Genomic DNA, 14979 nt, shown 5'->3' with positions numbered 1-14979 from the left:
ATGCCTGTCAGGCCGGAGAACGCTTATCAGGCGCGCCTGCTCCGACTGCTGCGGGATGAGGGGCCTCGTTCCCGCGCCGAGCTCGGCGAGGCGGTGGGACTGTCGAGATCCAAGGTGGCCAGCGAGCTCGACCGGCTCACGGAGCTCGGACTGGTCGAGAGCGCGGGACTGGCCGCGTCCCGGGGCGGTCGTCGGTCGTCGATCGTCCAGCTGTCCTCCGACATCCGCTTCGTCGCGGTGGACATCGGCGCGACCTCGATCGACGTCGCCGTCACCACCGGGCAGTTGGAGATCGTCAGGCGCGCGTCCGAGCCGCTCGACGTCAGCCAGGGGCCCAAGGCCGTGCTCTCGGAGGTCCTGCGGCTCGCCGAGAAGCTTCGCGCCGAGGAGACCCTGCACGACCTGCACGGCGCGGGAGTGGGGGTCCCCGGCCCGGTGAGCTTTCGCGACGGAGTCCCGGTGAGTCCGCCGATCATGCCGGGATGGCACCGGTTCCCGGTCCGGGACGTCCTGACCCAGGCACTGGGATGTCCGGTCCTCGTGGACAACGACGTGAACGTCATGGGGCTGGGCGAGCGGCATGCCGGCCTGGCCCGGTCCGTGGACGACTTCCTCTTCCTGAAGATCGGTACCGGTATAGGCGCGGCGTTGTTCGTCGACGGCCGTTGCTACCGGGGCGTGGACGGCAGCGCCGGCGACATCGGGCACATCAGCGTCGACGCTGCCGGCCCGCCCTGCGCCTGCGGCAACATCGGGTGCCTGGAGGCGTACTTCGGCGGGGCTGCTCTCGCCAGGGATGCCGCCGCGGCGGCGCGCTCGGGTTCCTCGCCGTTCCTCGCCGAGCGGCTTGCGCGGGCAGGGCAGCTGACCGCCGCGGACGTGGCCCACGCAGTGGCCACCGGCGACCCCGCCGCCATGGAGCTCATCCGAAACGGCGGTCGCCGGGTCGGTCAGGTCCTCGCCGGCCTGGTCAGTTTCTTCAATCCCGGACTCATCGTGATAGGCGGTGGCGTCGCCGGTCTCGGGCACGCGCTTCTCGCCGAGATCCGCGCCGTTGTCTACCGGCGCTCCCTGCCGCTGGCGACGAGCAACCTGCCGATCGCGCTCTCCGAACTCGGGAAGGACGCGGGCGTCGTCGGTGCGGCTCGCCTGATCAGCGACCAGGTCTTCGCGGTGGAGTCCCCGCCAGCGCTGTTACCGGGGGAGCGCGTATGAACCCGCCCCTGCTCGCGATGTCCGGCATCGTCAAGGAGTTCCCCGGTGTGCGGGCACTGGGCGGAGTCGACCTGGAGGTGCGGGCCGGCGAGGTCCACTGCCTGCTGGGGCAGAACGGCGCCGGCAAGTCGACACTGATCAAAATCCTGGCCGGGGCCCAACAGCCGGATGAGGGCGTCATCCGCTGGCAGGGCGAGAAGGTACAGCTCCCGACGCCGGTCGCGGCGATGYGGCTCGGAGTGGCCACGATCTACCAGGAACTCGACCTCGTGGACGGCCTCTCCATCGCCGAGAACATCTTCCTGGGGCACGAGCGGTCAAGCCTCGGTTTCGTCCGCCGTGGCGACACCTACACCGCGGCAGCCGCCCTCCTCGAGCGACTGGGACACGGAGAGATATCTCCCCGGCGTGAGGTCGGCCGATTATCGGCGGCCGGGAAACAGATCGTGAGCATGGCGCGGGCGCTTTCCCGCGATGCACGGATCATCGTGATGGACGAGCCGTCCGCCGTACTGGCCGCCGATGAGGTGGACAATCTCTTCCGAGTGATCAGGGAACTCGCCGCCGCGGACGTGGYCACCCTGTACATCTCGCACCGGCTGGCCGAGATCCGGGAGATCGGCGATCGGGTGACGGTGCTCCGGGAGGGGCAGACCGCAGCCTCCGGGCTTGACGCCGGGAGCACCCCGACATCCCACATCGTCTCCCTGATGACCGGCCGCTCGATCGAGCACGCCTTTCCGCCCCGCAGGTCCCGCGCGACCGCCGCGACGACATCCAACCCCTCGCCGGACGATCCGGAGCCCGCGCGGACCGAAGTGCTGCGCGTGGAGGGCCTCACCCGGCACGGCGAGTTCACCGACATCTCGTTCACCCTGCACGGCGGTGAGGTCCTCGGCCTCGCCGGCCTGGTCGGCTCCGGGCGGTCGGAGATCCTGGAGACCATCTACGGAGCGCGTCGTGCTGACACCGGCCGGGTGTTCTTCGAGGGCAGAGCGCTGCGACCGGGCACCGTCACCGCCGCGGTCGCCCGCGGCATGGGGCTCGCCCCCGAGGAGCGCAAGAGCCAGGCGCTCTTCCTCGACCACTCGATCACGCGGAACGTCAGCGCGGCCTCGCTGCCACGCTATTCCAGGCTGGGCTGGCTGGACCGCCGCCGGGAGCTCGAGGACGCCACCCGGCTGATCCGCACGCTTGACCTCCGCCCCGCGATCCCGGGCCGCGTCACCCGACTGCTGTCCGGCGGCAACCAGCAGAAGGCCGTGCTCGCGCGGTGGCTGTTGCGGGAGTGCCGCCTGCTGCTGCTGGACGAGCCCACCCGAGGTGTCGACATCGGGGCGCGTGCGGAGCTGTACGCGCTGATCCGCCAGCTCGCCGACTCCGGCATGGGCGTCCTGCTCGTGTCCAGCGAGATTCCCGAGGTTCTCGGTCTGGCCGACCGGGTGCTGGTGCTGCGGGAGGGCCGGGTGGTGCGGGAGGCAGCCGCGGAGACCCTCGACGAGCACTCCGTTCTCGATCTTGTCATGGAAGGTGGTGCTGTCGTATGAACGGGCGGGTCTCCACACCGGCGAAGAAGCAGGCCCCGCCCGGGATGCCCGCGGCGCAGGCCCGGGCACCGTGGGCACCGGGAAGGCTGCTGGGCCGGGCCGGCGAGTCCCGGATCCTCAGCCTGGTCGTCGTCCTGCTGGTTCTCGGAGTCATCGGCGCGGTGACCGAGCCCGACGCCTTCCTGACGAGATCCAACGTCATCAACATCCTCACCACGGCATCGGTCATCGRCATCGTCACGGTCGGGATGACCTTCGTCATCATCGGGGGAGGCATCGATCTGTCGGTCGGGGCGATCATCGCGTTGGCCTCGGTCTGGTCGACCACCGTCGCCACCCAGGACCTGGGCCTGACCGCCATGGTGTTCACCGCTCTGCTGGTGGGTTCCGGCGCCGGTCTGATCAACGGTGCACTGATCGCCTACGGCCGCCTGGTTCCGTTCATCGTCACTCTCGCGATGCTCGCCTCCGCCCGCGGTCTCGCCGAGCAGATGTCGAACCGCCGCTCCCAGGTCGTGGAGGTGAACAGTTTCGCCGACATCGCACTGGCGAAATGGCTCGGCATTCCCATGCTCGTCTACATTCTCGCCGTCGTCTGCGCGGTCGGCTGGGTCGTGCTGAACCGCACCACCTTCGGCCGCCGTACCTTTGCCGTCGGCGGTAACCCGGAGGCGGCCCGGCTCGCGGGAATCAACGTCCGGCGGCACACCGCACTGCTCTACCTGCTGTCGGGGTTCTGCTGCGGCATCGCCGCCATCATGCTGACAGCGCAGACGAACACCGGTGCCAGCACGCACGGGAGCCTCTACGAGCTGGACGCCATCGCGGCGGTCATCATCGGTGGGACGCTGCTGAGCGGGGGACGCGRCTCGCTGGTCGGCTCCATCCTGGGCGTACTGACCTTCACCACGATCACCAACCTGTTCATTCTCAACAATCTGTCGACTCCCATCCAGAACATTGCCAAGGGTGCGATCATCGTGGCGGCCGTGCTGCTGCAACGGCGCGGGACGGCACGATCCAGGTAGCGCGATCCAGGTAGCGCGATCCAGGTAAGCGGAACAGTGCGATCCAGGTAAGCAGTCGAGAGAACGCGACCGCGGCGCACGTGCCGCGCGGCAGCACATCACGAATCCCGGGTCCCGAAGGGGACAACCGCCGTTGGCGCCTGGCATCTGCGCAGGTCCCGCCCCGCGCGCTCCGGACCGGTTCTTCTTCCGTCGTTCCAGCCCGTCCGCCCTGCCCTGCTCTTTCCTGCTCTGCCCCGTCTCACGGGGAAAGACGAGGAAATCGTCCCAGCCAGGCCGTCCTCAGGACTTCGACACCAAGGGAGTGAGAAAATGACCCAGTTATCCCCGAGGTTATTGAACCGTCGCTTTTTTCTGGGCAGCGCGGCCGCGGGTGCCACCGCGGCGCTTGCGGCCTGCACGGGCAACGACTCGAGTTCGTCCGGCACGACGACCACGGTCACCAACGCCTCCGCGGCACCCGGGCGGCCGGTCACCATCGGGTTCTCGGCGCCCGCGGCCGACCACGGCTGGATGGGCGCCATCAGCAAGAACGCCACGGCGCAGGCCGACCAGTTCCCCGAAGTCACCTTCGAGGCCACCGAGGGAACCAACGACGTCCAACAGCAGATCTCCGCGGTCAGGACCCTGATCGACCGGGACGTCGATGCGCTGGTGATCCTGCCCTTCGACGGCAACGCCCTGACCGAGATCGCGACGGAGGCCATGTCGGCAGGCATCCCGGTGGTCAACCTCGACCGTGTTTTCGCCTCGCCGCTGGCCTATCGGACCTGGATCGGCGGCGACAACTACGGCATGGGCGCCAACGCCGGCCGCTACATCGCCGACACGCTGCGGAGCCGCAACGTCAGCAACCCCGTGATCGTCGAGATCGCCGGCATCGACAGCCTCGAGCTGACCCAGGAGCGCAGCCGGGGGTTCCGCGAGGCGCTCGAAGCGCAGGGCCTGAGGGTCACCGCGCGCCAGGCCGCCGACTTCACGGCCGCGACCGGTCAGGAGGTCACCGCCCAGATCCTGCAGGCCGAGGGGCAGATCGACGCGTTGTGGAACCACGACGACGACCAGGGCATCGGGGTGGAGGCGGCCATCAGGCAGGCCGGCCGTGAGGAGGAGTTCTTCATGGTCGGCGGAGCCGGATCCCGCCGGGTGATGGATCAGATCAAGAGTGACAACGCCGTGATCAAGGCCACCGTGCTCTACAGCCCGAGTATGGCCTCCTCGGCGATCTCCCTGGCGCGTCTGCTCGCGCAGGGCTCGGGGCTCGGCGGCCTGGCCGAGCACGAGGTCCCGGCGTCGATCACGACCTATTCGGCGGTCGTGACCAGGGACAACGTCGACGACTATCTGGCCGTCGGTTTCGAGTAATCCCTCGCCGCTAGGTGGAAGGCGAGGACCGGGCGGAGGTTTCTTTTGTCCCAGGACAGCAAGCTGACGCTGGGCGTCGGCATGGTGGGGTACACGTTCATGGGCGCCACGCACTCGCATGCCTGGCGTAATGTCAGCCACGTCTTCGATCTTCCGGTCACCCCGGAGATGACGGTTGTCTGCGGCCGCGACGCCGAGAAGGTGAATGCCGCGGCGAGGCGCCTCGGCTGGTTGTCGGCGGAGACCGACTGGCGTCGGCTGGTGGAGCGCGATGACGTCGCGCTCGTGGATGTGTGCACGCCGGGTGACAACCACGCCGAGATCGCCATCGCGGCGCTCGAGGCTGGCAAGCACGTCCTGTGCGAGAAGCCCCTGGCCAACACGGTCGAGGAGGCTGTGGCCATGACAAGGGCCGCCGAGCGCGCGGCCCGCCACGGGGTGCGATCGATGGTGGGGTTCAACTACCGGCGGGTGCCGGCGCTCGCGCTGGCTCGCGAGATCGTCACGGCGGGCCGGCTCGGCACCATCCGGCACGTCCGGGCCCAGTACCTCCAGGACTGGATCGTCGACCCCGGGTTCCCACTGGTGTGGCGGCTGCGCCGGGACCGGGCCGGTTCGGGTGCGCTCGGCGACATCGGCGCGCACATCATCGATCTCGCCCAGTTCGTCACCGGGGAGCTGCTCACCGGCGTGTCGGCCCTGACCGAGACCTTCGTGAAGGAACGGCCGATGCCGTCGGTGGCGGCTGACGGCTCGGTGGCCCCGGACGCCGGGCAGCTGGGCACGGTGACGGTCGACGACTGCGCGTTGTTCATCAGCAGACTCTCGGGTGGCGGCGTCGCCGCCTTCGAGGCGACCAGATTCGCCTCCGGACGCAAGAACGCAATCCGCCTCGAAATCAACGGATCGGCCGGCAGCCTCGCCTTCGATTTCGAGACGATGAACGAACTGTCGTTCTACGATCACACCGAGGCTCCGAGTACCGCGGGATTCCGTCGAATTCTGGTGACAGAGTCGTCCCATCCCTATCTGAACGCCTGGTGGCCACCCGGGCACGGCCTCGGCTACGACCACACGTTCATTCATGAGATCCGCGATTTCCTGGTGGCCGTGGGGCGGGGCGACAATCCGCTTCCCTCCTTCGCCGAGGGTCTGCGGGTCCAGCAGGTTCTCGCCGCGGTGGAGCGCAGCGCCGCGCGGAACGGCTGCTGGGAGGAGATCGACACCGCCGTCTCGGCGGCAGTCGACGGCGACACCGCCTCCCTTCTCACCTGAGCCTCGCGGGTGGCCGGGCAGCCGGCCGGGCCGCCCGCGGAGAGATCCGACACCGGAAAGGAGAGAACTGAGTCACCGATGCATCGGCACGAGACTTCCCATCTTTTACGCGAGGAGAACGCGTGACCCAGGAGAAGATCAACCGTCGGCGCCTGCTGCAGGCCGCGGTCGGCGGCACCGTCGCCGTCAGCGCGGCCACCCTGGCCGGCTCCACACCCGCATTGGCCGGTTCCCCGGCCCATGGCCCGGTGCACGGCCCGGCAAAGGGCCGGCTGCTCCCGAAGAACAAGCTCGGAATCCAGCTCTTCAGCATCCGCGACAAGGTCAGCCAGCTGGGTTTCCGGGCTGTCTTCGAGGAGCTCTCGCGGATCGGCTTCCGGGAGGTGGAGTTCGCCGGCTACACCCAGAGCACCTCGATCCTCGGGCGGCAGATCACGGTTCCCGAGATCCGCCAGCTGCTGGATGACAACGGCCTCGTCGGCGCGGGCAGCCATGTGGGCCTGGGCAACTTCACCAATCCCAGCCAGCGGGAGATCGAGTTCGAGAACGCGCAGATCCTCGGTCTGAGCTATGTGGGCACGGCCAACGCGCCGACCGGTGACAACACCGTGGCCGGCTACAAGGCGGCCGCCGAGGTTTTCAACGAGATCGGGGCCGCAGCGGCCAGACGACGGCTCAAGTTCTACCAGCACAACCACGCCGGCGAGTTCGCGTTCGCCACCGACCAGCCGCGGGTGCGACTCTACGACGTGTTCCTGAAGAACACCGACCCCAGGCTGGTGTACCTCGAGATGGACATCTACTGGGCCTATGTCGGTGCGTATCGCTATCCGGGGTTCGACCCCGCCAGGTACGTCCTGGCGAACAAGGGGCGGTACCCGCTCTTCCACATCAAGGACGGCGACACCAACCCGGAGAACGCGAACGGCTACGACATCGTCGAGTTCGGGGCCGGGGACCTTCCCTTCGCGGACTTCCTGCGCAAGGTCAACCAGAGCGGCAAGCCGTACAAGCCGATCTGGGAGCAGGACACCGCCCCCAGCACGCTGCCCAACCCGCCCGGTTCGTTCGGGGCGGCCGAGCGCAGCTTCCAGGCCATGGCCAACCTGCGCGGCTGAGATCGGGCACGGCTGAGATCGGGCACGGTCGAGACCGAGCACGGCCGAGATCGGGCACAGCCCCCGGTGAATCCCCGAGGTACACCATCTCCCGATGAAGAACCGCTTGCTGTGAAAGCGGCAAGCGGCCGGGCCGCCTTCAGCTGTCCTACCGTAGCACCGGTGTGACGGACGGTCCGGCCACTCTCCTGYTGACACCTCCCGCCGAGGAAGCGTCTTATGCATTCTAACCTGCGACGATTAGTCGCGCCTGCGGTGGTCGCCGCATTACTCGCAGTCAGCCTGGTCGCCGTCGTCCGCCCGGCGCAGGCGCACCCGGACGACCCGCACCCGGAAGACCCCGCCGCCACCGAAACAGCCAACTACGAACGGATCCTGCTGACCCGCAATGTCGGCGAGCCGATCGACCTCGCCATCCTGCCGGACCGGCGGATCCTGCACACCGCGCGAAACGGCGACATTCGCCTCACCGACCCGTCGACAGGTATCACGAGGATCGTCAACGCCATCCCGGTGTACGCGAACTCCGAGGACGGCCTGCAGACCATTTCGATCGACCCGGACTTCGAAAACAACCACTGGGTCTACCTGTACTACGCTCCGCGGCTGAACACCCCCACCGGTGCCGCGCCGAACTCCCTGCCCGCCGGCGCGGACGAGTCGTACTGGGACCAGTGGCGCGGCCACAACCAGCTCTCCCGCTTCCAGTGGACCGGCGACGGCCTGGACCTGTCCACAGAACAGGTCATCATCCAGGTCGAGACCCAGCGTGGCCAGTGCTGCCACGTCGGTGGTGACGTCGGCTGGGACGCCGACGGAAACCTGTACCTGGCGACGGGCGACAACACCCCCGCCTCCACCCCGGGGGCGAACGGGTACGCACCCAACAACGACGCACCCGGCATGAACCCAGGATTCGACTCCCGCCGCGGCGCCGGGAACACCAACGACCTGCGCGGCAAGATTCTGCGGATCCACGTGGAGGAGGACGGCACCTACACGACTCCGCCCGGCAACCTGTTCGCGCCGGGAACCGCCGGGACCCGTCCGGAGATCTTCGTGATGGGCGTGCGCAACCCGTTCCGGATGGATGTCGACGCCGAGACCGGGTCGGTCCTGTGGGGTGACTACGGCCCGGACGCCGGCACCCCGTCCGACACACGCGGCCCGATGGGCCTCGTGGAGTGGAACCAGACACCGGTCACCACGCCGGTGAACAGCGGCTGGCCCTACTGCGTCGCGGACAGCCGGCCCTACAACGAGTGGAACTTCGAGACCGCCACTCCCCGCGAGCCGTTCGACTGCAACGCTCTGGTCAACAACTCACGATGGAACACCGGCCTCACCGAGATAGGCGCCTCGGAGGACGCCGACCTCTGGTACGGCGACAACGACGGCGACCAGCCCTGGCCGGAACTGACGGCCTTCGGCACCTCGACGGGCCAGGGGCCGATGGGCGGCCCGATCTACCACTTCGACGAGGCCAACCCCCTGACGTCGAAGCTGCCGGAGCACTGGGACGGCAAGGCGTTCCTCGGTGAGTTCTCCCAGGACTACATCGCCGCCTTCACTCTCGGTGACAACAACGGCGCCGTCACCGCGATCGAGAACTTCCTGCCGAACGCGGAGCTCAACGCCGCGGCGCAGCCCCTCTGGGACAACCCGATGGACCTCGAGTTCGGTCCGGACGGCTCGCTCTATGTACTGGAGTACGGCGACGGGTTCTTCCGACAGAACCCGGACGCGGGTCTCTACCGCATCGACTACGCGCCGGGAAACCTCTCACCGCAGGCCCGCATCACCGCCTCCGTGACCTCGGGGCAGGCACCGCTCGCGGTGGAGTTCGACGCCGCCGCCTCGTTCGACCCCGAAGAAGGGGCACTGACATACGAGTGGGACTTCGACGGTGACGGCACCTATGACGCCACGGGGGTCTCGGTGTCGTATATCTATCCGGCGAACGGCCAGTTCTTCGCAGGCCTGCGCGTGACCGATCCGGAAGGGCGAATCGGTCTCGCCTCCGAGGAGATCACCGTGGGCAACACGGCCCCCACGGTTGCCCTGACCACTCCGGTCAACGGACTGTTCTTCTCCTGGGGGGACGGGATTCCCTTCCAGGTACAGATCACCGATCCCGAGGACGGGACCGCGGTGACCTGTAGCCGGGTTTCCTGGACCTTCGGCCTGGGACACAACCAGCACGCCCATCCGGTCAACAGCGGAACGGGCTGCCAGGGCACTGTCCCGACGCCCGCGGACGCCGGGCACGGCGAGACCGAGAACGTCTTCGGCGTGCTGGGTGTGACCTACCGGGACAACGGGGCGAACGGCATCCCGGGAGCCACCGGTGAGGCCCAGGTCATTCTCAACCCGCGGCTCATGGAGGCCGAGCACGCGGACAGCAGCAGCGGTGTGACGGTCGCCGACGACGAGACCGCGTCCGGCCTGCGGGCCCTCACGTCCTTCGACCCCGAGGACTGGATCGCCTACGACCCGGTGAACTTCACCGGTGTCACCCAGGTGCAGACGAGGGTCAGCGGCAGCGGCACCCTGTCGCTGCACTGGAACGCGGCGGACGCCGAGCCGTTCGCGACGGTACCGGTCTCCGCGGATGCGGGATGGGCGACGGTCGTCACCGCGCTGCCCACTCCGCCCACGGGCACCGGGCAGGTGTTCGTGACCTCCACGGGAGGCGTGGAGGTCGACTCTTTCACCTTCTCCAACGAGGCCCTTCCGGAGCCGTCGCTGAACGTGCAGGTGACAGCGGAAACCCGCTGCATTGCGGGGCGGGTGCTTCCCGCGGTGACCGTGACGAACACGGACGAGGTCCCGGTGGATGTCTCGATCCAGACGACGTACGGAACGCGTGACTTCACCGGGGTGGCGCCCGGAACGAACGCCTTCCACGCCTTCACGACCCGGCTCGCCAGCATTCCTGCTGGCTTGGCGACCGTCGTGGCCTCGGCCACGGTCGACGGAAGCCCGGTGTCGGTGACGACCGAAGCCGCCTACGAGGCCCGCTCCTGCGGGTGAGACAGGGGTGGGGGCCCGCCCCCGGCGGCGGGCCCCCACTGTGCCCGACAACTCATCACCAGCCGCCTGACCGGCCCACGGCCGGAACGCGGATACGGCCGTAGGGACGGAGAGACAACAATGACGAGAATCGATGGACGGCTTCTGCGCGTCTCGGCGGTGACCGCGGGGGCGTTGATGCTCGCGAGCGTTGCCGGCGTGGCCATCGCGGAGGAGAACCACGGCGAGAGCGGCGTCTCGGTCAACGTGGAGATCCCCGAGATCGAGGAGCCCGGGGTGCTCGCGCTGAGCGTCGCCGGTACCACCACCGCTCTCACCGAGAACGGATCGGACGCGCTGGTCCGGCAGTTCACCGGGACGCTGCCGTCCGTCACGGTCACCGACACCCGCTCGGCGGACGACATTCCCGACGGCGCCTTCTGGTACGTCCTCGGGACGTCCACCGACTTCACGGGTGACAGTGGGCAGGAGGCGATTTCCGCCGGGCACCTGGGCTGGGCGCCGCGGCTGATCGACGGTGGCGAGTCCGGGCTCGTGGCGGAAGGCGACGAGGTCGGGACCGTCCTTGATTCGGGACCGGGCCTGGTGGACCAGGAACTGCTTGCGCTCGCCGCGGACTCCGCCGCCGTAGCCGAGGAGGGGCAGTGGACCGCCAACGCGGATCTGTTCCTGCGCACCCCCACCACCGTCGCCGCAGGTGACTACACGGCGACGCTGACGCTTTCCCTTTTCGAATAGCCGCGAGAGTCATCGTGCGGGCGTGGCCGTGGACGCCAGGAGCGGCCCGTGGCCACGCCCGCCGAGGAACGGACCCACGAGCATGCATCCACACACCGGCCGCCGGCGGACCGCGCGCTTCCGCGCGCTGATCGCCCTGGCCGTGCCTCTCCTCGTCGCCGCCGGCTCGGTACCGCCGGCGGGTGCCGCCCCGGAAGGTGCGGCGCCGCCAGGCAGCGCGCCGGGCGCCGACCCGGGCGCCGCCCCGGAAGACGAGCGCGCTGCGACCGTCACCTGGACGGTCAGGCCTGCCGACGAGCAGGGCCCGGATGGACGTTCCTGGGTCGAGCTCACCCTTGACCCCGGCGAGTCGGCGACGGAACACGTCGCCGTGCGCAACCTCGGCCGTACGCCCGCCACGTTCTCGATCACGACGGCGGACGGCTACTTCACCGACACGGGCCGGTTCAACATGCTTCCCTCCGCCAGACCCTCCCGCGAGGCGGGGACATGGGTGGAGGCACCGGACACGGTCACCGTCGAAGCCGGCGGGAGCGCCGTTCTCCCGTTCACCGTCACCGTTCCCCGCAACGCCACCCCCGGAGATCATCCGGCCGGGATAGCGGCCTCGCTGATGTCGGTCAGCCAGGGGCCCGGCGGCGCGAACATCGGTATCGAGAGCAGGGTCGGATTCAGGGTGATGACCCGGGTGACCGGAGAGCTGAGCCCGTCCGTGGCCGTCGACAACATTCACACGTCGTACGCGCTGAGCTGGAACCCCTTCGAGCCCGGGTCGCTCGACATCACCTACGACGCCGTCAACGACGGCAACACGCACCTGACCGTCGACGCCGGTGTGGAAGCGGCCGGCAGGACCGAAGAGTCCCGAAGCAGCAACGGCAGGCCCGGGCCCGCGGAGCTGCTGCCAGGAGACCGGCGATCTCTGACCACCACCGTCACCAAGGTCTGGCCGCTGGGCATCGTCACCGGCAGGGTCACCCTGGTCTCCGCCGCCTCCGCCGAAGGCGACCCGGCAGCGACGGCCCGGCCGGTGACGAGGACGTTCGTCGCCTGGGCCGTCCCCTGGCCGCAGCTGATCATCCTCGCCGGGGTGCTTCTCGTCCTCGCGGGCTTCTGGCGGGGACGGCGCCAACGCCGGCGGCTCGAACAGAAACTGGCCCAGGCGCAGGCCCGCCCCCAGGAACAGGCTCCGGCCGCGTCCGGGTGAGAACAACGCGGGGCCGTCGGTCGAGGCGCCGCGGAGCGCGGGCACGCGGCCTGGACGGCCGACGGCGAGAGGCCCCCGCCCTGAGCGGGCGGTCCCGGACCCGGTGCGGCATCCCCTCCCGCACACGGGCCCGGGGCCGCCGTTGTCCCATCCCCGCAGCCGTCTGACATCGATATCCGGATCTCTCCGGACTCGGGAGGAAGGTTCTGGTGAGTCGTCGAGGACGTCACCGCCGTAAGCGGTCACCGGCACGCCACCGGTTACCGGCACGCCACCTGGCACCGGCGCCCAGCCCGGCATCGGCACGCCCTCCGGCAGCGGCGCGCCGCGGGAGCCGGACGGGCCCGGTGCGAGGGGCGGTGCTACCGGTGAGCCTCGCGGCCGGAGTACTGCTGTGCTGCGCGGCCGCCACCCCTCGAGACGGCTACGGGACGTCGGAGATCGACCAGCAGCGTCCGCGGCCTGGCGTCTGGGCTGTGCCCGAGCTCGTTCCCAACGGCGCCGGGCCCACCGACCCGTCGACCGTCTCCACTGATGCCCTGGCGGCGGCAGCCGCGGAAGCCGCCGCCGCTGCGGCGGCCGGTGCCGTGGAACCTGGCGCGGAGTCCGGTGTCAGGCGGAGCGGTGCCACCGGGGCGGGACGCTCGTCCGGTGGCTCAGGCGCTGTACCCATCACCCTCTCCACCACCGCGAAGGGCATCCCCGCCCGCGTCCTCACCGCCTACAAGGAGGCCGCCGACCAGCTCGCCGCCGACCAGCCTGGCTGCCACCTGCCCTGGGAACTGCTCGCCGCCATCGGCAAGGTCGAGTCCGGCCATGCCGCCGGYCGACCCCTCGCTGTGGACGGCACCGTCACCCGTCCCATCCTCGGCCCGGCCCTCAACGGCCTGGGCGACGTCGCGCTCATCCGCGACACCGACGACGGCGCCCTCGACGGTGACACCCGCTACGACCGCGCCGTCGGACCGATGCAGTTCATCCCCACCACCTGGGCCGTCTCCGGTCGCGACGGCAACGGCGACGGACGCAGGGATCCGCACAACATCCACGACGCCACCCTCGCCGCCGGCCACTACCTGTGCGCCCACGGCCGCGACCTGGCCGACCCCGACCAGCTGCGCGCCGCGATCCACTCGTACAACCCCTCCGATGCCTACGTCCGCACCGTCCTGACCTGGATGGCCGGCTACCGGCAGGGCGGAGCCACAGCCCAGCCCGGGGACACCTCGACCCCCGACGCCCTCCCGATCACCCGCCTCACCCCGAACGCCGTGCCACCCGCCACCGCGCCAAACGCCGACACGCCCATCCCCACCGCGCCGGCGTCCACGACCGCGCCAGTGCCCACAGCCGTGCCGACGCCGAACCCGAGCCCCGAAATCCCCAGCTCCAGCCCCGAAATCCCCAGCTCCAGCCCCGGCGGCCCCAGCTCCAGTCCCGGAAGTCCCAGCCCGAGCCCTGGCAGCCCGGACACGCCGGTCCCACCGCCCAGCGGCCCGCCCTCGGAGACCCCGACACCTGGCGCCACGCCGGTTCAGCCCGCCTCGCCGACGGAGCAGCCACCAGCCGCACCAGCACCAGCACCGACCCGGACTCCGTCGTCGCCGACCGTGCCCACCGTTCCGGCCGAGCCGTCGTCGCCGGTTCCGCCCTCGCCGGTCCCGCCGTCGCCGCCGGCATCGCCATCCAGCCCGCCGCCAGCTGCCCCGGCGACGACCGCCGTGGCGACCCCGAGCCCGCCCCCCAACCCGGCATCGACCCCGAGCAGCGCCGACACCGCCCCCGAGCCGACCGTCAGCGAGCCTCGCGGCTGAGGATCGGCAAAGCCCTGCGTGGTGCACTGCCTTCGGGCTCGCCGATGCCGACTTCGACGGGCCGCCCGGCCGAGGGACGGAGGTATGTTCCTGGCAGGCGACGAGGACGGGGATCTGTTGGCCGTGCGCACAAAGGGGCTGCTCAGCAGCAGGCTGGGCGGGATGGGGACGACCATCTTCGCGGAGATGTCCGCACTGGCGGCCGCCACCGGTGCGATCAACCTGGGCCAGGGCTTCCCCGACACCGACGGCCCGGAGGCGGTCAGGGAGGCGGCGGTGCGGGCGCTGCGGGAGGGCCGCGGCAACCAGTACCCGCCCGGCCCCGGCGTCCCCGAACTGCGTGTCGCCATCGCTGCACACCAGAAACGCTTCTACGGCCTGGACGTCGACCCCGACACCGAGGTCCTGGTCACCGCCGGTGCCACCGAGGCGATCGCGGCGGCCATGCTGGCACTGCTGGAGCCCGGCGACGAGGTCATCGCCTTCGAGCCGTTCTACGACTCCTACGCCGCCTGTGTCGCGATGGCCGGTGCCCGGCTGCTTCCGGTGACCCTGCGGGCACCCGACTTCCGCCCCGATCTCGACGCTCTGCGGGCCCTGGTCACCCCGCGGACGCGACTGCTGCTCCTCAACTCCCCG

At 69.9% G+C, this 14979-nt stretch carries 11 protein-coding genes; all 11 read left to right on the top strand.

Translation table 11 applies throughout. The annotated features are described in order from the left end of the window. The gene (locus tag CC117_RS31350) at positions 1-1215 is read left to right on the top strand and encodes an ROK family transcriptional regulator (protein WP_071091278.1); all 1215 of its coding nucleotides are present in this window, start codon (positions 1-3) and stop codon (positions 1213-1215) included. Next, positions 1212-2762 (top strand): sugar ABC transporter ATP-binding protein, encoded by a 1551-nt coding sequence (locus CC117_RS31345; protein ID WP_071091275.1) that lies wholly within the window; start codon positions 1212-1214, stop codon positions 2760-2762. Before CC117_RS31350 ends, CC117_RS31345 begins: the two co-directional genes overlap by 4 nt. Then, a complete protein-coding gene (locus CC117_RS31340) occupies positions 2759-3790 on the top strand; it encodes an ABC transporter permease (RefSeq protein ID WP_084133068.1) in 1032 nt (343 codons plus the stop codon). The genes CC117_RS31345 and CC117_RS31340 overlap by 4 nt, the downstream gene beginning before the upstream one ends. A gap of 312 nt (positions 3791-4102) precedes the next feature. Continuing rightward, a complete protein-coding gene (locus CC117_RS31335; protein WP_071091272.1) occupies positions 4103-5155 on the top strand; it encodes a substrate-binding domain-containing protein in 1053 nt (350 codons plus the stop codon). Positions 5156-5236: 81 nt separating this feature from the next. Continuing rightward, a complete protein-coding gene (locus CC117_RS31330) occupies positions 5237-6430 on the top strand; it encodes a Gfo/Idh/MocA family protein (RefSeq protein WP_071091324.1) in 1194 nt (397 codons plus the stop codon). Positions 6431-6552: 122 nt separating this feature from the next. Further along, positions 6553-7548, top strand: a complete 996-nt coding sequence (locus CC117_RS31325) for a sugar phosphate isomerase/epimerase family protein (RefSeq protein ID WP_071091269.1) — start codon at positions 6553-6555, stop codon at positions 7546-7548. Positions 7549-7767: 219 nt separating this feature from the next. Beyond that, a complete protein-coding gene (locus tag CC117_RS31320; protein WP_241830586.1) occupies positions 7768-10581 on the top strand; it encodes a PQQ-dependent sugar dehydrogenase in 2814 nt (937 codons plus the stop codon). 120 nt (positions 10582-10701) lie between these two features. Beyond that, positions 10702-11319 carry a hypothetical protein gene (locus CC117_RS31315; RefSeq protein ID WP_071091267.1) on the top strand — a complete coding sequence of 206 codons (618 nt, stop codon included), beginning with the start codon at positions 10702-10704 and terminating at the stop codon, positions 11317-11319. Between the two features lie 82 nt (positions 11320-11401). Then, positions 11402-12526, top strand: coding sequence for a hypothetical protein (locus CC117_RS31310; RefSeq protein ID WP_071091264.1), 1125 nt, complete (start codon positions 11402-11404; stop codon positions 12524-12526). 368 nt (positions 12527-12894) lie between these two features. Then, positions 12895-14340, top strand: a complete 1446-nt coding sequence (locus CC117_RS37700) for a lytic transglycosylase domain-containing protein (RefSeq protein WP_071091262.1) — start codon at positions 12895-12897, stop codon at positions 14338-14340. Between the two features lie 84 nt (positions 14341-14424). Beyond that, positions 14425-14979: aminotransferase class I/II-fold pyridoxal phosphate-dependent enzyme (locus tag CC117_RS31300; RefSeq protein WP_116287946.1), on the top strand; the 555-nt coding region annotated here is incomplete at its 3' end.

Source organism: Parafrankia colletiae (assembly GCF_001854655.1).
Classification (GTDB): Bacteria; Actinomycetota; Actinomycetes; order Frankiales; family Frankiaceae; genus Parafrankia; species Parafrankia colletiae.
Note: the sequence above shows the minus strand (reverse complement) of the source record. Positions and strands in the feature narration are given on the sequence as shown.

Excerpts from the sequence above, each read along its gene's own strand:
- CC117_RS31330 (WP_071091324.1), top strand. The coding sequence starts at position 5,237 with ATGGTGGGGTACACGTTCATGGGCGCCACGCACTCGCATGCCTGGCGT.
- CC117_RS31315 (WP_071091267.1), top strand. The coding sequence starts at position 10,702 with ATGACGAGAATCGATGGACGGCTTCTGCGCGTCTCGGCGGTGACCGCG.
- CC117_RS31310 (WP_071091264.1), top strand. The coding sequence starts at position 11,402 with ATGCATCCACACACCGGCCGCCGGCGGACCGCGCGCTTCCGCGCGCTG.
- CC117_RS31320 (WP_241830586.1), top strand. The coding sequence starts at position 7,768 with ATGCATTCTAACCTGCGACGATTAGTCGCGCCTGCGGTGGTCGCCGCA.
- CC117_RS31350 (WP_071091278.1), top strand. The coding sequence starts at position 1 with ATGCCTGTCAGGCCGGAGAACGCTTATCAGGCGCGCCTGCTCCGACTG.
- CC117_RS31335 (WP_071091272.1), top strand. The coding sequence starts at position 4,103 with ATGACCCAGTTATCCCCGAGGTTATTGAACCGTCGCTTTTTTCTGGGC.